General features: G+C 66.3%; 13 protein-coding genes and 1 tRNA gene. 4 read left to right on the top strand and 10 right to left on the bottom strand.

Translation table 11 applies throughout. The features are described from left to right. The 6 genes from BM066_RS24420 to BM066_RS24445 form a co-directional block, all read right to left on the bottom strand. Positions 1 to 3,635: RHS repeat domain-containing protein (locus tag BM066_RS24420; protein ID WP_089930987.1), on the bottom strand; the 3,635-nt coding region annotated here is incomplete at its 3' end. Next, positions 3,632 to 5,695: an Ig-like domain-containing protein gene (locus BM066_RS24425; protein WP_018061464.1), complete on the bottom strand. Its 2,064-nt coding sequence runs from the start codon at positions 5,693 to 5,695 to the stop codon at positions 3,632 to 3,634. The genes BM066_RS24425 and BM066_RS24420, both read right to left, overlap by 4 nt. A 676-nt stretch (positions 5,696 to 6,371) precedes the next feature. Beyond that, on the bottom strand, positions 6,372 to 8,675 hold the full coding sequence (locus BM066_RS24430; protein ID WP_018061465.1) for a M10 family metallopeptidase C-terminal domain-containing protein: 2,304 nt from the start codon (positions 8,673 to 8,675) through the stop codon (positions 6,372 to 6,374). A gap of 220 nt (positions 8,676 to 8,895) precedes the next feature. Continuing rightward, positions 8,896 to 9,591, bottom strand: coding sequence for an IS6 family transposase (locus BM066_RS24435; RefSeq protein WP_018061466.1), 696 nt, complete (start codon positions 9,589 to 9,591; stop codon positions 8,896 to 8,898). 1,012 nt (positions 9,592 to 10,603) lie between these two features. Next, on the bottom strand, positions 10,604 to 14,908 hold the full coding sequence (locus BM066_RS24440) for an RHS repeat-associated core domain-containing protein (protein ID WP_089930989.1): 4,305 nt from the start codon (positions 14,906 to 14,908) through the stop codon (positions 10,604 to 10,606). Between the two features lie 16 nt (positions 14,909 to 14,924). Then, on the bottom strand, positions 14,925 to 15,182 hold the full coding sequence (locus BM066_RS24445) for a hypothetical protein (protein ID WP_018112994.1): 258 nt from the start codon (positions 15,180 to 15,182) through the stop codon (positions 14,925 to 14,927). 92 nt (positions 15,183 to 15,274) lie between these two features. Between BM066_RS24445 and BM066_RS26190 the strand changes: the two genes are divergently transcribed. After that, entirely contained in the window at positions 15,275 to 15,640 is a 366-nt protein-coding gene (locus BM066_RS26190; protein ID WP_143093802.1) for a hypothetical protein, read from the top strand. On the opposite strand, the gene BM066_RS24450 is transcribed toward BM066_RS26190, so the two are convergent. The 3 genes from BM066_RS24450 to BM066_RS24460 form a co-directional block, all read right to left on the bottom strand. Then, a tRNA-Arg gene (locus BM066_RS24450) sits at positions 15,611 to 15,687 on the bottom strand. The two genes, BM066_RS26190 and BM066_RS24450, sit on opposite strands and share 30 nt — an antisense overlap. Before the next feature lie 72 nt (positions 15,688 to 15,759). Continuing rightward, positions 15,760 to 17,076 carry an NCS2 family permease gene (locus tag BM066_RS24455; protein ID WP_018061702.1) on the bottom strand — a complete coding sequence of 439 codons (1,317 nt, stop codon included), beginning with the start codon at positions 17,074 to 17,076 and terminating at the stop codon, positions 15,760 to 15,762. A gap of 3 nt (positions 17,077 to 17,079) precedes the next feature. Then, a complete protein-coding gene (locus BM066_RS24460) occupies positions 17,080 to 18,144 on the bottom strand; it encodes a purine nucleoside permease (RefSeq protein ID WP_026176511.1) in 1,065 nt (354 codons plus the stop codon). A gap of 211 nt (positions 18,145 to 18,355) precedes the next feature. Here BM066_RS24460 and BM066_RS24465 point away from each other — a divergent pair, with 211 nt between their 5' ends. After that, positions 18,356 to 19,264: a 5'-methylthioadenosine/S-adenosylhomocysteine nucleosidase gene (locus tag BM066_RS24465; RefSeq protein WP_018061704.1), complete on the top strand. Its 909-nt coding sequence runs from the start codon at positions 18,356 to 18,358 to the stop codon at positions 19,262 to 19,264. Between the two features lie 5 nt (positions 19,265 to 19,269). On the opposite strand, the gene BM066_RS24470 is transcribed toward BM066_RS24465, so the two are convergent. Further along, on the bottom strand, positions 19,270 to 20,232 hold the full coding sequence (locus BM066_RS24470; RefSeq protein ID WP_018061705.1) for an ABC transporter ATP-binding protein: 963 nt from the start codon (positions 20,230 to 20,232) through the stop codon (positions 19,270 to 19,272). Between the two features lie 122 nt (positions 20,233 to 20,354). Between BM066_RS24470 and BM066_RS24475 the strand changes: the two genes are divergently transcribed. Further along, positions 20,355 to 20,639, top strand: a complete 285-nt coding sequence (locus BM066_RS24475; RefSeq protein WP_018061706.1) for a zinc-finger domain-containing protein — start codon at positions 20,355 to 20,357, stop codon at positions 20,637 to 20,639. Positions 20,640 to 20,651: 12 nt separating this feature from the next. Then, positions 20,652 to 21,074, top strand: a complete 423-nt coding sequence (locus BM066_RS24480) for an acyl-CoA thioesterase (protein WP_018112883.1) — start codon at positions 20,652 to 20,654, stop codon at positions 21,072 to 21,074. Positions 21,075 to 21,567 lie beyond the last annotated feature (493 nt).

Here is a 21,567-nt window from a genome sequence, read left to right on the forward strand (position 1 = left end):
TACCCGATGGGGTCGGTTTGGAGAAACCGCCCCAGGGTCGGAGAATAGGCCCGGGCCTTGTAGTGGTACAGCCCCACCTCCGGCAGCCAGATCTGGCCGGTGTATTGGAAGCGGCCGACATTGCTGGCGGCGGGAACGCCGTACTCGTCATAGGTGTTGGTGGCGATCGACGCGCCCGCCGCGCTGGTCACCGCGACGATGGAGCCCTGCGGGTCGGCCAGCAGCCAGCGGCGATCGGCGACGCCGGAGCCCTCGTACCAGGCGATCGGCGCGTCGGTTCCCGGACCAGGCACGTAGCGGCGCTGGATCGCGCCCGTCGCGCCGTCCAGCTCGGCGACCAGATCGGATCCGGAATAGATGAAGGCCGTCGCCCCGGCGCTCGTCGAAACCCGCCACAGCCGTCCCGTCGGCTCGTAGGCCAGGGTCACGCCGGCGGTGGTTTCCCCGATCAGGTTGCTCATCGCATCATAGGCGTAGCCGTGGCCGCCATCGCTGGCCAGATTGCCGCGCAGACCATAGCTGATCGCCGTTCCCGCCACCGAGGTCAGCTGGTTCAGGCCGTTGACGCCGTAGGCCTTGCTGGCTTGAGCCCCGCCCCACTCGTAGAGGCTGTTGCCGGCCGTACGGGTCTTGACCTGGTTGGCGGCGTTATAGGCGAAGGTCCAGGTCTGGTCCTGAGCCGTGCCGGACAGGTCAAAGGACATGGCTCCGAGCCGGGAGGCGGCGTCATAGCCGTAGCTGCGAGCGACCGCCGGCGCGCCCAGGCCGGACCAGCCATAGGTCCGGCGCCCCAGATCATCATAGGCATAGGCCGAGATCCGGGTCGCGCCGTTCTCGTAGATGTTCGCGATCTCGCCCGAAGCGTAATAGTCGTAGGTAACATAGAACCCGTCCCACCAGGTCATCCGCGTTCGGCGGCCGGCCAGGTCGTACTGGTAGGTCAGCGGGTGGCCATAGGTGTCTTCGCCGGTCATCCGGCCCAGGGCGTCGTAGGTCGCCGTGGTCGCGCCGCCGCCATAGGTCGCCGAGGTCCGCCGACCCAGGTTGTCATAGGCGTAGGCCTCGCCGCGCAGCCCGTTCTGGACCCGGTTCAGGGCGTCGTAGGTGAAGCTGTAGGTCGCGTTGTCGCGCTGACGCCAGCTGGTGCGGTTGCCGGCGGCGTCGTAGCCGTACTGGTTGTAGTCGGCGGTCGAGCTGACCCCGGCCGAGGCCGGATCGGGGAAGCGTTCCTTCACCAGCCGGTCGAAGGCGTCGTATTCGTAGGTGGTCAGGTTGCCCTTGCCGTCGGCGACCGTCTGTTCCTTGCCGTTGCCGGTGTAGGTGACGACCTTCTCGACGCGAATTCCGCCCAGTTCGGGATCCGTGCCATAGCCGCTGGTGATCTTGGTCACACGATCGGCGGCGTCGTACTCGGTATAGGTCACGCGGTCGTTGCCGTCGGCCCCGCCCAGGATCGGGGTGCAGGCCGAAGCCGGCTGGGTCGCCGTCGGATTCATCCGGACCGTGCTGCAGATCAGGCGGTTGGCCGCGTCGTAGGCGTACTGGGTCAGGGTCTGGGTGACGCCGCCCACCACCAGGCTGTCGCTGATCTTGCGCCGCTGAACGTCATAGCCGGTGTTCACCGTCTGCAGCGGGTTAAAGGACGACATGCCGGTGTCGGACTGGTTGGTGGCCGTGCCGGTCTCGACCGAAGTCACCTGGCCGTCGTCGGCGTAGGTCGTCCGGGTGGCCCGGTAGAGCAAGGCCCCGGCCCCGTCCGGATCGGGGTTGATCGTCCCGATGACCTCCCGATCGGCGTTGTAGTAGTTGCGCGTGACGTCGGCCGCCCCCGCCAGCGGCCCGTCCACGGTCTCGACGTCGCCGTTGGGGCCATAGGTCATCGTGGTCGTGGCGGTGAGCGCCCCATCGCCGGAGCCGCTCGACATCGCCACGGGCAGCAGGTTGCTCGCCGTCGAGGCGGCGCCGGCCTGGTAGGCGATCGTCGACTTGATCTCGTCGGCCGCGCCGACGCAGGGCGCGGGCGTCGCCCCGTTGGCCGGTCCCTGGGTGGCGCATTGCGAGGTTCCGGTCGGCAGATAGATCGGCCGCGCGTCCTGGACGAGGGCGCCGGCCCCGTTCTTGTACCAGGCGTAGAACGGTGCGTAGGTCGTGCGGACCTGGGGCTGGACCGCGCCGGCCGTCGGCGACGGCGACGTCGCGGTCAGGACGCCGCCGTGCGCGGGGTCGTAGGTGTAGGCTGTGACGCCGCCGCGCGCGTCGGTGACGGTGGTCGGCTGGTTGCAGATCCGGAAATTGCTGGCGTCGCAGGTCGCCGGATAGGTCGCGGTCATGACGACGATCGGCGACGCGCCCGAGTTCACCTTCGGGCCCTGCGTAACGGTGGTGATGTTGCCGCGGGCGTCGAAGCCGTAGCTGGTGCTGTTGTAGTCCGTCAGCCGCGAGATCGAGGACAGGCGGAAATTGGTATAGCCGTATTGCGTGGCGTTCTCGACGCCATTGGAGACGGTGTGCAGCCGGCTAACCCGGTGATGGGTCGCCAGATCGACCAGGGTCGAGCGGCTGGTCACGGTGCGCGTGTGGCCCAGCGGGTCGGTGACCGTGGTGGCGCTGTTGGTGATCGTCTGGTTCGGCGCGGCCGGGAAGCCGTTCTTGTAGGCGTCGGGAATGGCGTAGGTGTAGATCCCCGCGTCGGTGGTGACCTGCTCCACCATCTGGCTTTCGCCGTTGTAGTAGACCAGCACGTCCTGGCCGCTGGCCCGGCCCGGCCGGCGGATGCCGGTGAGAATGCCGTTGGTGAAGATGTACGTCGTCACGCGACCCAGCGCGTCGGTCACGGTTTTGGTGGCGCCGCTGCTTGCGAACGTCAGGCTGGGCCAGGTGCGCGAATAGGTGCAGGCCAGCGCCGTCGGCGCGCAGGCGTCGATGGCGTTGTTGAGCGCCGTGACCTTGGTCACATTGCGCCATGGGCCGGTGGCGAGATCCGCCGCGTAGTCGTAGTGAAGCTGATAGCCGTCGCTGCTGTTGACGGATTGCAGTCGGATCCCGCCATACGCCACGTCGATGTCCGGAATGAAGGCGTAGGTGAAGTCGATCGTGCGCCCGTTGGGCGACACGATCTTGACGATCGAACCGAGGTTGTTGACCACGCCCAAGGCATAGGTCGGGTAGGCGGTCGAGTAGGTCGCCACCGTGCCGTCAAGCAGCGTCAGCGTGAACGTTCCGCCGCCCATGACCAGGGTGGCGGTGTTGCCCTCGACGGCGGCGAAGGTGTCGCCGGTTCGCTTGAAGGGGAAAGCCTGCCCCATCATGGTGACGGTGTACCAGGGATCGCCGGTCAAGGTGGAAGTGGCCACCATGCCGTTGGTGCTTTCGCTCCACGCCGTGATCGACCCTGAGTCGTAGCTCTGCGAATAGCTGAGCCCGCCCTTGGGGCCGATCGAGACGGTCGGCGTCGTCGCCGTCATCGAGCCGCTCAGCAGGTTCACCCCGTTGCCGTCGATCGGGTTGTAGGTCTCGGGCGGCTTGATCGGTCCCGCCTGGGCGCGGGCTTCATGGCCGGCGCAAAGGCCGACCACGATCGAGAAGCTCGCCAGCAGCAGGCCGCGCAACGGACGGAGGAGACACGCGCGGATCATGGCTGAACACCCCAATACTCGGTTTCGACGGTGACTTCGATCGTCGAGGATGCGCTGCCTCCGTGTCCGTTGGAGACGGTGTAGGTCAGGGTGACGATCTTGTTGAAGCGGGTGGCGACCGTGGGCGCCTTGTAGCTGATCTGCGTTCCGCCATTGATGACCGACCACGAGCCCCCGCCGTTGGAGCTGACGCCGGTGATCGTCAGCGGGTAGCCGCTGGGATCGCTGTCGTTGACGAGCGGCGAAATCACTACGGTGTTGCGTGAATAGACCCCCTCTACGTCTGGCTGCGGCGTTGGCGACGGCGCCGCGGGCGGCGCGGCGACGTTGACCGACACGGTCGCGACCCCGCTGTAACCGCCCGCATTGCTGACGATGTACTGGAAGCTGTCGGGGCCTGAATAACCGGCGCTCGGCAGATAGGTCGCGTACGAGCCGTGATTGGTCGCCGTGCCATGGGCCGGGTTGGCGTAGATCGACGCATTGTTGACGACGCCGGTGGTGGCGTAGGCGATATCCGTAGCCGTGTTGTAGGCGACATTGGCCGACACGTTCGCGGCCGTCGGCGGCGGCGGCGCCACGATGTCGACGGTGATCGTGCCGGGCGCGCTCGTCCCCCCGGGACCCGAGGCGGTGTAGGTGAAGGTGTCCAGACCGGTATAGCCGGGCTGGTGCATGTAGCTGATGGTCGAACCGCTGACGGTCGCGGAGCCCTTGGTCCCTTGGCTGTTGATCGCCAGGCTGTTGTAGTAGCCGCTGACGGCCGGCGTGATCGTCGCGGGCGTGCCCCACGGCGTGCTGACCGAGACATTCGGCGCCGTGGGCGGCGGCGGCCGGGGCACGTTGACGCTGACGGTCGCCGCCGCGCTGGTCCCGCCGGGACCGGTGGCGGTGTAGGTGAAGCTGTCGGCGCCGTAATAGCCGCTGGTCGGCGTATAGGTCGCCGTCGTGCCCGAGATCGAGGCCGAACCGTGCGACGGACCGCTGGCCACCGCCAGCGAGCTGTAGACGCCGCTGGGCGACAGAGCGACCGATCCGCTGCCGTTGTAGGCGGCGCTCAGCGCGGTGTTGGCGACCGTCGGCGCGGCCGGCGCGCCGGTGGTCACGGTGAAGGTGCGCGACGGCGAATTGCCGAACGGGCTGGTCCCGTGGAAGGTCCAACTGTCGGCCCCGATCCAGCCCGCCTGAGGCGTGTAGGTCGACTGGCTCCCAACGCCATTGACATAGGTCGGCGCCGAGACGCTGCCATGGGCCGGCTGGCTGTCGAGGGCGGCGACGGCGTAGTCGCCGCCGACCGGATAGGTGATGGTCACCGGCATGTTGTAGGCGCTTGAGGCCGAGCCGTTGCTGGCGGCCGGCGCGGCGCCATTGGCGATGTTGATGCTCATGGTGCGGGTCGGCGAGGCGCCGCCGGGCCCGGTCGCGTGATAGGTGAAGCTGTCGGCCCCGTAGTTGGGCCAGGTCGCCGTATAGGTGAAGGTCGTTCCCGAGGTCGACACCGAGCCCTTGGCCGGATTGCTGTCGATGACCAGGCCGGTGGCCACGCCCGTGACCGGGGCGGCCAGGCTGGCGGCGCTGTTGTAGGCGACGTTCAGCGTTCCGTTGTTGGCGCCCGGCGCCGGCGGATTGGCGATGGTGACGCCGATGGTCTGGACCGCCGAGTTCCCGCCCGGTCCGACCGCGTGATAGGTGAAGCTGTCGGTCCCATAGTTGGATCCCGAGGCGGTGTAGGTCGCGGTCGTGCCGCTGATCGACACCGAGCCCTTGGTCGGCGCCGTGTCGACGGCCGCGCCGGTGAACTGCCCCGAGACCGGCAGGGCCAGGCTGGCCGAGCCGCCGAACGGCACGCTGAGCGAGCCGGCCGCCGCCCCCGGCGGCGGATAGCTGACGCCCACCGCGGTGCGGTTTCCCGCCGCGTCATAGGTGTAGGCTACGGTGTTGCCGGACCGGACGACGGTCTTGACCTGACCCTGGTCGTCGTAGGTGTAGGTCGTCGTGACCTGGGCCGACGACGAGGACGCCAGGCTCGCGGCGGCGAGCCAGGCCCAAGCGATCGCCAAGCGCGACCGCACCACAAAAGCCACTGAAACGCCCCCACTCGAATTCCCAACGGACCTTGACCGTATGGTGGCCTTCGGAGCGGCGCAACCAGGGCGAGTTGAAATTTATGCGATAGTGTTCAGTTTCGTGCAGCCTGCTTTAGTTCGGTCACGCCTGATAGCAGGCTCGCCGTCATCAGGCCGATCAGCCCCGCCCCGCAGGACGATCACCACCCTGAACGGGCGAAACGGATGCTGCTGGGGCTCGATCGCGGCGTGGGCCGGCCGGAGGCTTTCGAAGAACACCTCCGCATTATGCATGTGGTTGTGTAAGTCCGTCGAACTACGAATCCTCCTTCGACAAGAACGAAGGCCGAATATTATCCGGGACTATTCCGGGACTTCGAGTCCCGAACGACCCGATTTGTTCCCTTTCCGCGCCTCGTCGCGGCCGGCGACATATGGCATCAAGACATTGCTTTATAAGGGGGTTTTTTGGCGCGCAGATACGGATGCTGCGGAAAACTATGAATGGCTGCTGGCGATCTAGACGGACCGGACGGCCTGGGAGGATGGCGGACTTAAGCCGGCGCTTCGTAGATGACGAACCTAGCGACCTTCGTGGAGGACATTGAGCGCCAGCCTCCCGAGCACGACCCCTGCAACCGCGCATCGTGTCTCCACGACGCCCGTCAGATCAAATGAAGTCACCGTGCGAACCGACCAACGACCAACTTGTGTCCACCGAACCATCGATGAGCACGTTCGGCGTGAAGCTCGATCCCGTCGACTGCCAGATTGTGAACACGCCGTCTTGGTTGCGCCATAGAAGGTCGTCCAAGCCGTCATGGTTGAAGTCGCCCGCACCTTCGATCGTCCATCTCGGATCCACCCCCCCATCGACATAGACGTTCTGCGTGAAGTCACCGACGGTGGTTCCGGCCTGCCACTCCGTGAAGACGCCGCTGGAATGGCGCCAAATGATGTCGTCCCGACCATCGCCATTGAAGTCGCCTAAGGCCGCTAACGACCAGTCGCTGGAAACCGACGCGTTCGTACTGGCTGGCGACAGCGCGCCGGTGGCCGCCGACCAGATGGCGAACGCGCCGTCGGCGTCGCGCCAGATCAACTCGTCTCCGGCGGTCTGGTCGAAGTTTCCGGCGCCGACCAGCTTCAGGTCGGAATCGACCCCATTACGAACCGCGACGTTCCGCTCGAAGCCCGTCCCGGTCGAGCGCCATTCGGTGATGGTCCCGCCGGCTTGCCATATCAGGTCGGCCCTGCCGTCGTTGTCGAAGTCGCCGGTGGCGGCCAGGGTCCAGGCGCTGGAGACCGAGGAATCCACCAAGGTGTTGGGTGCGAACCCCTGGCCGGTCGAGCTCCAGATCGTGAACGTCCCGCTGGCGTTGCGCCACAGGAGGTCGGTGGCGTGGTCGCCGTTGAAGTCTTCCGTTGCTTCGAGCCGCCAGCCCTTGTCGACAGCGCCGGTCACGAAGACATTGGACGTGGTCGCCAGACGGGCGCCGGGCGTGGGGTAGCCAAGAGTCCAGGTCGAAAACGCGCCGTCGGCATGCCGCCACGCCAGGTCGCTGAATCCGTCGCCGTTGAAATCGACGTCGAAATGGTTCGCCGCATGGATCACGGGCGCCAGGAACGTCAAACTCACGCCGCCCTGGCCGTCAGCCGTCGCCCTCAACTGGCCAGTCGAGCTTCCCGCCAGGGTCAGGCTCGCGCCGCCGCCCCAGGCGACCACGCCGCCGTTCTGCGAAAAGGTGAAACCGGTCTCGCTGACGTCGAGAATGTCGATCACGTCGCCGAACCCGAAGTCGAGGATCGTATCGCCCGCCAGCTCCGCGGAGGTCCCGCGGAACACGTCCTCGCCGCCGCCGCCGGACAGCTGATCCGCGCCGGCCCCGCCGCGGATGACGTTGTCCAGGGCGTTGCCGAAGATGATGTCGGCGTTCGAGCCGCCGATCGCGTTTTCGATGGCGGCATGCTCGGCGATCGCCACGTTGCCGACCAGTCCGCCAACGCTGGAGAAGTTGCCGGCCCTCAGGTCGATCGTCTGGACGTTGGCATATCCGGAAAAATCGAACGTATCGACGCCGCCGGCATCCCATACCGCGAAGATCAGCATCGATGAGGCGCTGGTGGCCGAGAACCAGGACCGGCCGGCGGTGGAGTTGAATCCATAGACGGTGTCGCCCGTGCGGGTCGACAGATTGACGCCGTACTCCTGCTGGGCCGCCGAAATATCGTCCAGCATCGGAACCGAGCCGTAGGCGCCGCCGAAATTGGCCCCGGTCACGTCCTCGTCGAAATAACTCATCACCGTGTACTGGGTGGAGTCCTCGTAGTACTCGGCGTCATTGGCGTAGGTGATCGTGGCGCCGCCGTCGGCGTTGTAGTCGCCCGGATGAGTCAGGCCTATCGCATGGCCGATCTCGTGGACCAGGACCAGGGCGCCGTACTTTCCGACGGTTGGATTGGCGTTGTAGTTCAAGGTGCTGTTCACCCAGACGTCGCCAGACGCCGAGGAGGCGGCGGTGTCGCCCGGATAGTTGGCGAACGCGGCCGCGCCGTCCTGGCCGGTGGCGTAGTTGGCGAACAGGATCGCGGCGTTGTTCGAATAGGCCTGATCGCCGCTGGCGCCGCTGCCCACCCGCGTGAACGTGATGTTGGCCACGTCGCTCCAGGCCTGCAGGGCGTATTCGGCCTGTGCGATCTGGACGGCGTTGAAGCGTGTGAAGCCGCCGGTGTCCTCGGGCATCGGCGCCGGCGCGGTCGAGCGAAAGGCGTAGGTGACGGTGAACGCGACGCCCAAGGCGCTGGACCAGCCGGGCTCGCCGCCAACCAAGTGCAGGCCCGCCTGAGCGATGGTCAGGCTGGGCTTGCCATTCACCGTCGCGCCTTGGCGTTGGTCGGCGTTCAGGAAGCCTTGGCTTTCGGTCTCGCCTCCGATCGCGAGAAGCGTTTCATCGTTGCCGTCAAGATCAAGCATGCTGAATTCTAGCCATCCAAGCCAACGGGGCAAGATCGTGTAACGTGTTCGATCCATGTGGCTACCGGGCGTGGGCTGTTACATCGCCGGCCGAATTGCTGCGACGAGGACCTCCCTCGTCATCGACGGCGCGCCATGGACGGTCGCTATATACACCCAAGTCGAGAAGGCGTTGTCAGGTTAGAGCCACGGTCAGCGATCATCGTCTGACGACTCTGTCTCAGACCGCGGCTGCTGCGTCCCAGATGCGCATGGCTTCGCCGCGGAATTGGCGAAGGGTTTGGCGGCGGATCAAGTGAAGTTGGGTGTAGAAAGTATTGTAGACCGCCGCGTGGGTAGTGAGGAAACGCTGGGCGGAGGCCTGGGACTTGAACCCTTGCATCTTCCGTTCTCGGCGGCGGATCGGCAGGTGTGAGTTTTCCGCCCGATTGTTCTCGCGTAATCGACCGGGACGGTGGAGGTCGGTCAACTCCAGCTCCTTCAGAGCGGCGGCATAGGAGCCAAGGCCGTCTGTCGTGATGGATTCGGGCCCAATGGGCTGATTTCGCAGCAGACGCTTGAGCAGTTTCAGGGCGGCGTTCGTATCACGCCGACGCTGCATCACGAGATCAAGAACCTCGCCCTCGTCGTCAACGGCGCGCCACAGGTACGTACGGCGTCCGCCGACCGAACAGACCATCTCGTCCAGATGCCATCGTGGCGAGGGCTTGGGCCGCTGTCGTTTCAAGTTCCTGGCGATCCGCGGGCCAAACTTGATCGTCCAGCAACGAATGGTCTCGTAGCTGACCTCGATCCCACGTTGGGCCAGCAGTTCCTCGACGTCGCGGAAGCTCAGGGTGAAGCGAAAGTAGAGCCACACCGCGTGGCGGATGACCTCCGCTGGGAACCGATGACGTTTGAAGGACAAGGCGCGCATGGCGCGCTCCCTGCCCGCCTCGTCAGGCTGCGTCTAGCCCGGGACACACGATGGCGCGGTTAGGCTGACAACACCTGCCGAGTAGCGCCCTTAAAAATCGGCGTTCCGATTAGTATAGAGAAGTCAAAGCGTTACGAGCACCGAGAGGTGCGTATGGTGTAGTGCCGATTTAAGGGGATTTTGGCGCTGATTTGACCGCCAAAAAACCCTCTTAAGGGGGTCCATAACCAACCGATCGCGGCACGCGAGCGGAAACGCCAGCGACATGACAGATAATTACATAAAATTACGGATTATCGATAACATCTGTACAGATAATTACACTTCATCGACTGATTATCGACAAAGCCACGGCGCTAACAGAGCCGCTCGCGGAGCGCGCCACCACGGGGCGCCGTAGCGAGCAATCGGAGCAGAAAATTACAGGCACCATTCAGCACGTCGACCAACGGATTGAGATTGGGGTCGATCGTGACAAACAGCGCGCTTCGATCAGTTGCCCATTTCGGCAGCGGCCTCACCCATCTCCAACGGGTTGAGTTCAGAGGATGTTCTTTCGCATATCGCAAAAATCACTTGCTCACAAACGTATAACTTCCATCTCTATATCTAAAGACACCCCCACCAGCCCAACCATCACCAGATGCGCGAACCAAATAGTCTTGATTTTCATCGAGATTATTCGCCGGAATCAAAACACGGAAACCATTCGGAAGCCTTCCATATTCTAAACTCGATAGAGTTATGCACTTTGGGGCCGAAGAAATAGACCAAACAACCTCGGCCCGATCAACGAATGCTCGCCTTACACTTATCGAGGTAAAGCATGGCAGTTTACTTGAAAACAATTGGTTATTTTCGAAGGAAAATATCGGGCGTCCGGAATGTCCAGATATTTTCACGTCAACACCGCGCTCGCACCCAGACAACGCCAAGAAGGTCATCGCAAGCAACGACCAACTCACAACACCGCACATTGATTTCAAAACGTTTGCCCTCATCGACCGTAAGATCATTTCGCTGAACACCCCCCCTGGTCCTCAGCGCGCAGACAACTGCGCACATGTTCTAGTTCTGTCGCCCTCGGAGCATCCCCAGAGTCCCTTTTCGCCACAGAGTCCCCCACGACTTGAGCTTGCTGCTCATAATGCAGCGAGCCGAAATCCGTTTCCCCGGTCACACTCTGTATATCGTATGGGTCTAACCCTTTTGACTGCATACCCAAGGAGTCTTCCGCAATCTTCGTGGGGCCAAGCAGGAAGCCAATAACGTTCTTATACTGCCAAATATGTGTGGTTTCATGAGAAATTAATTCTCGCGGATTCATCGGCAAGCTTCCATTATCAACCGACATATCTGCACTGTAATAATTTGGCCTGACATAAATTGTATGACCAAGAGTAATAGCCGGTGTGCCACCAGCAAAGGCAGCCTTCGCTATCAAATTAAGACCAGAACCAGATTTAATATCGACCTTACTATATGGCACATTCGAACCGAATATCGATCTCAGGAGACTGAGTTCGCCCTTCGTGTAGGGGCGCAGCCCGGTGGGATCGGTCCGATTCAGCGGGTCATTGCCAACGTAGGCGTACCAGTTGAGACCTGCATTGTAGCCCGAGGGGTCGGTTTGTAGAAACCGCCCCAGGGTGGGAGAATAGGCCCGGGCCTTGTAGTGGTACAGCCCCGCCTCCGGCAGCCAGATCTGGCCGGTGTATTGGAAACGGCCGACATTGCCGGCGGCGGGGACGCCGTATTCGTCATAGGTGTTGGTCCAGGCGGCGACGCCCGCGGCGTTGGCCACCGCCACGATCGAGCCTTGCGGATCGGCCAGCAGCCAGCGGCGGTCGGCGACGCCGGCGCCCTCGTACCAGGCGACCGGCGCATCGGTCCCGGGGCCGGGCACGTAGCGGCGCAGCAGGGTCGCGCCGTTGTACTCGGCCACTAGGTCCGAACCCGAATAGAGGAACCGCGTCGCGGCCCCGCCGCTGGCCACCGACCACAGGCGGCCCATAGGCTCGTAGACCAGGCCGGCCGTTCCGGCCGAGGTCAGGTTGTTGAGCAGGTCGTAGCAGTAGGTCGTGGTCCCGTCGCCCGACAGGTTGCCGCGCGCGTCGTAGGCCATCGCCGTCCCCGCCGCCGTGGCGTACTGGTTCAGGCCGTTGACGGTGTAGGCCTTGCTGGACTGGCTCCCGCTCCACTCGTAGAGGCTGTTCGTGGCGGTGCGGGTCTTGATCTGGCCGGCGGCGTTGTAGGCGAAGGTCCAGGTCTGGTCCTGGGCCGTTCCGGCCTGGTCGAGCACCAGGCTCGAAAGCCGGGACGCGGCGTCATAGCCGTAGTCTTCGGAGACGGCCTGAGCGCCGACGCCTTGCCAGGCGTAGTCGCGGCGACCCAGATCGTCATAGGCGTAGGCCGCGATCCGGGTGACGCCCTGTTCGTAGATCCCGGTCATCGCCCCCGACGCATCGTAGCCGTAGGTGACGTAAAAGGCCGGAGCGCTGTCCGGCCAGGTGATCTTGGTGCGGCGGCCAGCCGGGTCGTACTCATACGACATGGTCAGGCCGTTGGTGGTCTCGCCGGTCATCCGGCCCAGGGCGTCATAGGTCGCCGTGGTCGCGCCGCCGCCATAGGTCGCCGAGGTCCGCCGGCCCAGATTGTCGTAGCCGTAGGCCTCGCCGCGCAGCCCGTTCTGGACCCGGTTCAGGGCGTCATAGGTGAAGGTGACGACCGAGCAGTCGAGAGCGGCGGTGGAGTCGCGGCGCCGCCAGGTCTTGCGATTGCCGGCCTCATCGTAGCAGTAGCCGTCATAGTCGGTGGTCGAGGATCCGCCGCCCGAGGCGTTGGGATAGCGAACCTTGGCCAGCCGGTCCAAGCCGTCGTACTCGTAGGTCGTCAGGTTGCCCTTGCCGTCGGCGACCGTCTGTTCCTGGCTGTTGGCCGTGTAGGTCACGGCCTTCTCGACGCGGGGATCAACGCCGTAGCCCGAGGTCACCTTGGTCAGGCGACCGATGGTGTCGTATTCGCTGTAGGTGATCCGGTCGGGGCCGTCCGCGCCCTGGGCCCCCAAGATGCAGGCGTCCGGCGTCGAGCCGAAGGCGGCCGGGTTCATCCGCACGGTCGAGCAGGTCAGACGGCCCAGGATGTCGAAACCGTAGGCGCTTTGCGCCACCGCCGAACCGTCCGTGCCGTAGGTGGTCTTGAGGACGACTCGCGCCTGGGCGTCGAAGTCGTTGACCGTCCGCGTCAGGTTCTGGAAGCCCGAGGGGAACAGGCTGGGGCTGGTCACCGTGCCCACATAGGCCGTCGAGACCTGGCCGTCGGCGCGATAGTCGGTCTTGCTGGCGCGATAGAGCAGCGGGCCTGAACCGTCCGGATCGGGCGTGACCTGGCCGATCTCCCAGCGGGAGTCGTCATAGTAGGACTGGACGACGTCGCTCGTCCCCGCCAGCGGCCCGTCGACCACGGTCACGTCGCCGCGGTCGTTGTAGGCGTAGGTGGTGGTGGCCGACAGCGAGTTGTCGCCCGCCCGGACGGTCTTGGAGACCAGCCGCACGTTGTTGGGTTGGCTGCCGTCCTCGTAGGCGTATTGGGTGACCGTCTCGTCGGCCGTGCCCACGCAGGCGGGAGCCTCGCCCGTCGCACAGGCGGACATCTTGGTAACGCGCCTGACCGGCGCGCCCGTCACCCAGGCGCCATTGACGATGTAGCGCGCGGTGAACGTGCCGTACTCAAAGCGGATCTGCGGCCGCTTGGTGTTGGGCGCCGTCGGCTGGGTGACGCTGGAGAGCTCGCCCGTGACGGAGTCGTAGCCGTAGTCGGTCTGATTGCCGCGCGCGTCCCGCGTCCAATCGGGCGACTTGCAGTTCTGGCCGCCGGCGAAGGTGGGCCGGCAGCTGTAGCCGGCCCGCTCGACGACCGCCCCGGCAATCGTCGTCGCCTCCGGGTTCACGCCCGCCGGAGTCCCCTTGGGGATATGCCATTTAGCTGTGACGTTCAGGTTGCCGTCCATCACGTACCAGAAACGGTCACCCTCCGGCAGGGTGACTTGCTGGATCTTGCCCGCGCCCGGCTTGCCCTGATCGTCGCCGATATATTGGTAGGTCGTTACTCGCCCTTCGCTGTCGGTGTCGCTGATCACGTGGCCGTTGGAGGTGCGCGACACGACGATCCGCTTCTTGCCCAAGGGATCGGTTGCCGTGGTCGTCAAGAGACCGTCGGTGGGGAGATATTGGGTCCCGACCGACGACCAGGTGTCGACAACGTAGTTGTAGCTGTAGGTCCAGGTCGAAACGCCGTCGGTGAACGAGGTCACCCGCATCTTGCCGTCGTCGGTCGTGGTGTCGACGACGTAGGTGCGCTGGTTGTCTCCCGTCGCGTTGCGGAAGGTGATGGTGAACGGCGCGCCGACCGGCGCGCTGACGGAGCCCGTCAGGCCGCGCCCCCGAGTGATCTCGTCGGCATAGGTCGGGCCCGAGCATTGAGTCGCGTCGCAGCCGCCGTTCTTTAGGTTGGCCGTAACCGGCGCCACATAGGGCGAGAACGCGCCCCCGCTGGACCCGACCATGGCGTAGCCCAGGCTGCTCTCGACCTTCATGTGCGGGTCGAATCCGGTCGTGCGGCTGAAGGTCAGCTTTTCACCAGTCGGATAGGTCAGGCTGGTGATCAGGCCGATCGGCGTGGGGTTGTTGCTGCTCCAGACGCGCTTTTCGAAGGTCGCCACCCGGCCGTCGGCCCCGGTGTAGACGATCTCCGAACCCGAGGAATTGAGGGTGCCAGTGGTTTCGCCCACTCGAATGGAACCGTTCCGAAAGGTCAGGCTCTCGCCTTCCAGGACGATGTTGGTGAAAACGTAGTGACCATCGTCGGAAAGCTGGAGATAGGAGGTCGGCGACGATCGCGTCGTCGTGTCGAAATAGTTGTTGGTGCTGGCCAGGCCGCGGGCCCCCGCGCCGCCGATGCTGTTGACCGTCTCGCTCACCGAATAGCCGCCGGTGATCAGGTTCACCCCGACCGAATCGGTGGCCGAATAGACCGGCGGCCGAAGCTCCGCCGGGTGACCCACGCCGTCGGTCGGATCGGGTTCGACCTGCACATTGGTCACTGGTGCGGCGATATTGGCCTTGGCCGAGGTCGCCCGGGCGGCGTCGCCGTCGCCCTTCTGCGCCGCCTGGCTGTCGGCTGGCGGAGCCTCGACCACCGGAGGCGCGGTCTCCTGTGCCTGGACGGCGCGAACCGACAGGATCGAGGCTGCGCACAGCGAGATGGCGGAGGCGGCAAGGCACGCGCGAACGCGCGACGAGAACATTGAAATCTTCATGGTGGAGCCCCCGCCCTTAATCGTAGTACTCGGTCTCGACGACCACGGTGATCGCCGAGGACGCCGTGCCGGCTTGAGTGAGCGCGCCGCCCTCGCCCAGCACCCGGCGGCCAGAAAACGCCGCCACGCAGCGGCGCGCCAGCTTCGTTGGCCGATTGATTGCTGCGCCCGCCCTCATACCCGGCTGGGCCGGCCCCGCCTGGCCGGCCGCCAACGCTCCGATCGGCACGGCGACCAACGTCGCGCCGGCCACCGCGCTCAACACCAATCGCATCAAAATCCCCACCGAGTCCGATGCTCAAGCTTCTAACAGATACCCGCTCTCGTTGTCTCGCACGCGCTCTCAATTCGTTTGAGGATCGCAGCTTGACCGAGGACTTTTACCTTCGGGCGTCTGACCGCCGATCGCTCATCTCCCAGGCCGAACCGCAGCGGCGGCGACCTGAGCCGAGCGTGGACGCTGGGCGGGACGCAATGACGTGTGTTTCCGTACGACGGGTCGCCGAGGCGACGAAGGAGCGGCTACGCGACGAAGACGGCAAATACCGTCGCGAGCATGTTCGCGCGGTAGCTCAGCGCGTGGAAGTCATCTCGCCAAACGAGATGCGGATCATGGGAAATAGGACCGATTTGCTGAGAACCTTGGCCGCCTCGGCAGGCGAACAATCGGCGGTTCTCGGCGTTCGCATCCTTAAACCGAAGTGGCGCACCCGACACGATTCGAACGTGTGACCTTTGCCTTCGGAGGGCAACGCTCTATCCAGCTGAGCTACGGGTGCTTCCGCCTTGCGGAAGCGCGGTCTTAGCCGAAAGGCCGCGCCGGCGCAAACGGGTCTTTGCCGCTTTCTGGGTCAGCCTTTCGCCAGATAGACGAAGCGGACCACGAACAGCGCCGCCAGGATCAGCAGCAGCCAGTCCCCCTTGCCGATCTTGCCGGTCAGCAGGCGCAGCACCGCGTAGCTGGTGATGCCGAACGCCAGGCCGTTGGCGATCGAGAAGGTCAGGGGGATGGTGATCAGGGTCAGGAAGGCCGGGATCGCCACGGTCGGGTCGGCCCAGTCGACGTCGACGAGACTGCCGACCATCAGCGCGCCCACCAGGATCAGGGCCGGGGCCGTGGCGGCGGCCGGGATCGCCTGGACCAGCGGGGCGAAGAACAGGGTGACCAGGAACAGCAGGCCCACCACCACCGCGGTCAGGCCGGTGCGGCCGCCGGCGGTGACCCCCGAGGCGCTCTCGATATAGCTGACCACCGTCGAGGTGCCGGCCGCGGCCCCGACCATGGTCGCCGCCGAGTCGGCCAGCAGGATGCGGTTCAGGCGTGGGATCGAGCCGTCGGGCGCCTGCAGGCCGGCCTTCTTGGTCACCGCCACCAGGGTGCCGACATTGTCGAACAGGTCGACGAACAGGAAGACGAAGACGATCTCGAGCATGGCCAGGGCCATGCCGCCCTTCAGGCGGAAGGCGCCGGCCACGTCCATCTTGAACGCCGTGGCGGTCAGGTCGGCCAGGCTGGAGGTCCCCGGCGCGATCTTGGCCAGGCCCAGGGCCCAGCCGGCGGCGGTGGCCAGCAGGATGCCGATCAGGATCGCGCCCTTGACCCGCCAGGCCTGCAGCACGGCGATCAGCACCAGGCCCAGGATCGCCACGGCGGCGGTCGGGGTGGTCAGGTCGCCCAGGGCCACGGTGGTGGCCGGGCTGGCGACGATGATCCCCGCTTCCTTGAGGCCGATGAAGGCGATGAACAGCCCCACCCCGGCGGCCACGGCCGAGAACAGCGGCTTGGGGATGGCCGCGACGATCATTTGGCGCACGCCCACCAGGGTCAGGACCAGGAAGGCCACGCCCGACAGGAAGACGCAGCCCAGGGCCGTCTCCCACGGCACGCCCATGCCCTTGACCACGGTGTAGGTGAAATAGGCGTTCAGCCCCATGCCGGGGGCCAGGGCCAGCGGATAGTTGGCGATCAGCCCCATCAGGATCGAGCCGAAGCCGGCCGCCAGGCAGGTGGCGGCGGCCACGGCGGCCACCGGCATGCCGGCCTGGCCCAGGATCGCCGGATTGACCACCACGATATAGGCCATGGTCATGAAGGTTGTGACGCCGGCCAGCACCTCGGTGCGGACATCGGTTCCCTGGGCCTTGAGGCCGAAGAGTCGTTCGAGCATGGCTTAGCGGCTCCGGCCGGTCGGGGTAGCGGTGGGAAGGGCGGCGGCGTAGCGGTCCCAGTGGGCGACGAGGTCGCGGACGACCACGCCGCCGACCCGGAACGTGGCGTCGAACCCGGCCTTGAGGCCTTCCCCGTGGAAGACGTGCGGCAGGCTGGTCTGGCCTAGCGGGCCGCGCGAGTAGTTGCTGGCGGTGCGCAGCACCAGCACCCGGCGGCGGTCGAGCCGTCCGGACGCGGCATGGGCGTCGAGCACGTCGAGGATCCCCTGGTCTTCGCAGTCGGTCATGGTGAAGGTCCCGGCCCCGCCGGTCCAGAGCTTGACCCAGTCCTGCGCCCAACGCGTGCGGTGCGCGCCGTGCCAGAAGCGCACCGTGCCCAGCGCGTCGCCCTGCAGCACGAACGGCGGCCGTTGACCTTCGGGGTCGCCCTGGTACGGCGCGCGCAGAGCCTGCAGGCCGGGGGAGTCGGGCAGCTTGACGTCGCGGGTCAGGCCGTAGGCCCAGTCGACCAGGTCCTTGTCCAGCGTCCAGGCCATGGCGCTGGAGCCCTCGGCCTTGCCCTTGACGTTCGGGCGCTCGGCGTCGTTCGAATAAAGGCCGTAGGGCCAGTCGGCGGGGGTGTCGCGCTCGTCCAGCTCGTAGATCGGGTCGGCGTCGACCACGTGGCGGACCCAGGCGGCGCTGCCGACCGAGGCGACGGCGGGATCGACCCCGGCGATGCCGCTGACGATCCAATAGGCCTTGGTCAGGTCGAACTGGTCCGACAGGATCAGGGCCGCCACGCTTTCCCGGGTCCTGCCGCGCATGTCGCTGACGATGGCCAGCACCCCGTCGTCGGAATAGCGGGCCATGTGGCGGACGCCGGGAATGCGGATCTCGTGCTTCAGCGGCCAGCCCTCGACCCAGGGCTGGAACTCGCCGGCCATGTCGCCGGTGTCGGCCCCGATCTCGAAGGTGGTGACCACCACCACCTTGATCGGCAGGCGCGCCGCCGCCTGGGCGCCGGCCAGGCCGAGGCCCAGGGCGATGCTCAGCGCCAGGACGATCCGAAACCACAATGCGCGCATGCCAAGCCCCACTGAAAATCCGGCGGTGAACCTCCACCGATGCGGCCCGCGACGCAATCGGAGATCGCCGGGCGCGCCGGGCCCGCCTTGCGCTGCGCATCGCCGAGGCGTCGGCGCCCGATCCTGGGCGGGGCGGCGACGGGGGCCTCGCCTCGCGGCCGGGACGGCGGCTAGGGTGCCCGGCGAATCACCGCCGCCTCGAAAGCCGCCCATGCGCCTCCTCCTGACCGTCCTGCTGCTGGCCAGCGTTCCGCTTTCCGCCCCCCTCTCCGCCCAGGCCGCCGAGCTCTTGGACCCCGTCCCGCGCACGGCGGTGATCAGCGCCTTCCCGCCGGAGCTGGCGGCGCTGGAGGCGGCGACCCGCGACAAGCACGCCTACGCCGCCGGCGGCGCCCGGTTCGTCACCGGCGCGCTGGAGGGCAAGCCGGTGGTGCTGTTCCTCAGCGGGATCAGCATGGTCAACGCCGCCATGACCACCCAGAGCGCCCTGGACCGGTTCCGGATCGAGCGGATCGTGTTTTCGGGCGTGGCCGGCGGGGCCGATCCGGCCCTGGAGGTCGGCGACGTGGTGGCTCCGGAACGCTGGGTGCAGTCGTCCGAGATGGCCTATGCCCGCGAGGTTCCCGGCGGCTTCGCTCCGACCCCGGGCCTGACCGACGGCCGGACGAACTTCGGCATGATGTATCCGCGCGCCGTGACCGTGACCCGCGAGCCGGACAAGCCCGAGGACCTGAAGGACTTTCCCGTCGACCCGGCCCTGCTGGACCTGGCCCGCCGCAGCGTCGAGGGCCTGACCCTCAAGCGCTGCGCCGCCGACCAGTGCCTGGCCAAGCCGCCCAAGGTGGTGGTCGGCGGGGTGGGCGGCTCGGGCCCGGTGTTCGTCGACAACGCCGCCTTCCGGCGATACGCCCACGACGTGTTCGGGGCCCGGGTGCTGGACATGGAAAGCGCCGCCGTCGCCCAGGTGGCCTATGTCAACCGCACGCCGTTCATCGCCTTCCGCAGCCTGTCGGACCTGGCCGGCGGCGACCCGGCCGGCAACCAGTTCCCGGTGTTCCTGAAGTTCGCGGCGGAGAATTCGGCGACGGTGGTGCGGGCGTTCGTGAAGGCTCTGCCTTAGGCGCCCTACGTCTTCAACGGATCCTTGGCGTTCGGGTCGCCATAGGTCAGCGACACGAACACGTCCTCCAGGTCCGGATCCTCGGTGGCGATGTCCTTGATCTTCAGGCCCTCGGCGCGGACCGCCGCCAGCACCTGCTCGACGCTGGACTGGCCGGTGCGGTAGCTGACCGAGAAGGCTCCGGCCCCGCGCAGCCGGGTCTCGAAGCCGGGCAGCAGCGGTGCGGCGGTCACCGGCTCTTCCGGTGTGACCACCACGTTGCGGATGTCCATCCGGCGCAGCAGGGTCGGGGTCGGCTCGCAGACCACCACCTCGCCGCGGTTGACGATGGCGATCTGGTCGCACAGCTCCTGGGCCTCCTCCAGGTAGTGGGTGGTGAGCACGATGGTCACGCCCAGCTGGTTCAGGCCCGTCACATATTGCCAGAGCTGGCGGCGCAGCTCGACGTCGACCCCGGCGGTCGGCTCGTCCAGGATCAGCACCGGCGGCTGGTGGACCATGGCCTTGGCCACCATCAGCCGCCGCTTCATGCCGCCCGACAGCTGGCGGACATAGGCGTTGGCCTTGTCGCCCAGGCCCAGGGCGTTGAGCAGCTCGTCGGTGCGGCGCTCGTTCTTGGGCACGCCGTAGAAGCCAGCCTGCACCTCCAGCGACTCGCGCGGGGTGAAGAAGACGTCGGCGGCCAGTTCCTGGGGCACCACGCCGATGGCGGCGCGGGCGTCGCGCGGCCGCTCGTCGATGTCGCGGCCCCAGATCCGCACCTTGCCCGCGCTCTTGCGGGTCAGGCCGGCCAGGATGTTGATGAAGGTCGACTTGCCCGCCCCGTTCGGACCCAGCAGGCCGAAGATCGAGCCGCGCGGCACCTTCAGGTCGATGCCGTTGAGCGCCCGCTTCTCGGGCGCGGTCTTGGTGGCGGGATAGGTCTTGAACAGGCCTTCGGCTTCGATCGCGTAGGCGGGCAGGTCCATGGAGCGTCCAGATCGGGAAAGGAACACGCGGCGCGAATTGACGGCGCCGCGACTGGTCGCATAGGTATGCCTGCATCGCCGCCACGCCAAGGCCGCGTCTGATTTTCAAGGGTTTCACGAACATGGCGCGCAAGGCCAAGTCCACCGCTCCCACCGCCATGGAGACTTCGGTCGTCGAGATCGGCGCCGGCCCCGCGCCGGAAACCGTGATGGTCCGCTCGCACCGCATCGCCTGCGACGGCGTCGGCGGCGCCCTGGGCCATCCGCGCGTCTGGCTGGAGATGGGCGCGGCCGGCTTCGTTGACTGCCCCTATTGCGACCGCCGCTTCGTGGCCTCCACCGCCGCCGGCCACGACGAGGACGAGCAGCTGGCCCCGGGGGTCTACGAAGGCTCCGGCGGTCACTAGGTCGTCATTGCGATGAGCGACACCCTCCAGCGCGCCGAATCTCTGGCCAAGGCCTGGGAGGCCGCCGAATGGCCGCGCGAGGCCCCGGTGCTGCGGGCCATCGCCATGCCGTCCGACACCAATCCCGAGGGCGACATCTTCGGCGGCTGGCTGCTGTCGCAGATGGACCTGGCGGCGGCCTCGATCGCCTTCCACCGCGCGGCCGGCCGCTGCGCCACCATCGCCGTCGACGGCATGACCTTCCTCAGCCCGGTGTTCGTCGGCGACGAGGTCAGCCTGTTCGCCAAGGTGGTCCATGTGGGCCGCACCTCGCTGAAGGTCGAGGTCGAGGCCTGGCGCCGCCGCCGCGACGGCGAACAGGCCCACAAGGTGACCCAGGGCGTGTTCACCTTCGTGGCCATCGACGAGAACCGCAAGTCCCGGCCGCTGCCTTAGGGTGCGCGTCCTCCGCCCCCTCTGGGGGCGGACAGACCGCGAAGCGGTCAGGTGGGGGCAAGTGTTAGCGGGCACGATCTCTCGCTCTCACGCGGAAACCCGCTGAGCGTATGGAAAGGGTCGCGGAGCGCCGGACGACGTCCGGAGTTCTTTGAGTATTACCGTTTCGACGAAGCCACCGCTCCGCGCGGTCGTTTTACGCCAGCGTCCGGTGGGCAGCCCTGTTGAGGCTTAGCCGGACCCGGTCTCGATCCCTTTCGGGAGAAACCGGACGCCGGGGGCGCGGGCCTATGGGCAATTCACGCGCTTTGTCCCCGGTCGACGCCGACGGCGGGCGGGCTCCCCAACGATGGAAGGCCCCGGACACGCTGGAGTAACCCCCTCCAGCCCAGTCCCGCTCGATCGCCCCCCGCCGCCGCATCGGTCGCTGGCCATGCGCCCTTTCCCCGCGTCGAGGTGAGATCAGGATACGGCGATCTGAAAGGGTGGGGAC

Source organism: Caulobacter sp. UNC279MFTsu5.1 (assembly GCF_900114015.1).
GTDB lineage: Bacteria > Pseudomonadota > Alphaproteobacteria > Caulobacterales > Caulobacteraceae > Caulobacter.

Coding starts and splice junctions, on each gene's coding strand:
- BM066_RS24430 (WP_018061465.1), bottom strand. CDS start 8,675: ATGCTTGATCTTGACGGCAACGATGAAACGCTTCTCGCGATCGGAGGC.
- BM066_RS24435 (WP_018061466.1), bottom strand. CDS start 9,591: ATGCGCGCCTTGTCCTTCAAACGTCATCGGTTCCCAGCGGAGGTCATC.
- BM066_RS24440 (WP_089930989.1), bottom strand. CDS start 14,908: ATGAAGATTTCAATGTTCTCGTCGCGCGTTCGCGCGTGCCTTGCCGCC.
- BM066_RS24445 (WP_018112994.1), bottom strand. CDS start 15,182: ATGCGATTGGTGTTGAGCGCGGTGGCCGGCGCGACGTTGGTCGCCGTG.
- BM066_RS24455 (WP_018061702.1), bottom strand. CDS start 17,076: ATGCTCGAACGACTCTTCGGCCTCAAGGCCCAGGGAACCGATGTCCGC.
- BM066_RS24460 (WP_026176511.1), bottom strand. CDS start 18,144: ATGCGCGCATTGTGGTTTCGGATCGTCCTGGCGCTGAGCATCGCCCTG.
- BM066_RS24465 (WP_018061704.1), top strand. CDS start 18,356: ATGCGCCTCCTCCTGACCGTCCTGCTGCTGGCCAGCGTTCCGCTTTCC.
- BM066_RS24470 (WP_018061705.1), bottom strand. CDS start 20,232: ATGGACCTGCCCGCCTACGCGATCGAAGCCGAAGGCCTGTTCAAGACC.
- BM066_RS24475 (WP_018061706.1), top strand. CDS start 20,355: ATGGCGCGCAAGGCCAAGTCCACCGCTCCCACCGCCATGGAGACTTCG.
- BM066_RS24480 (WP_018112883.1), top strand. CDS start 20,652: ATGAGCGACACCCTCCAGCGCGCCGAATCTCTGGCCAAGGCCTGGGAG.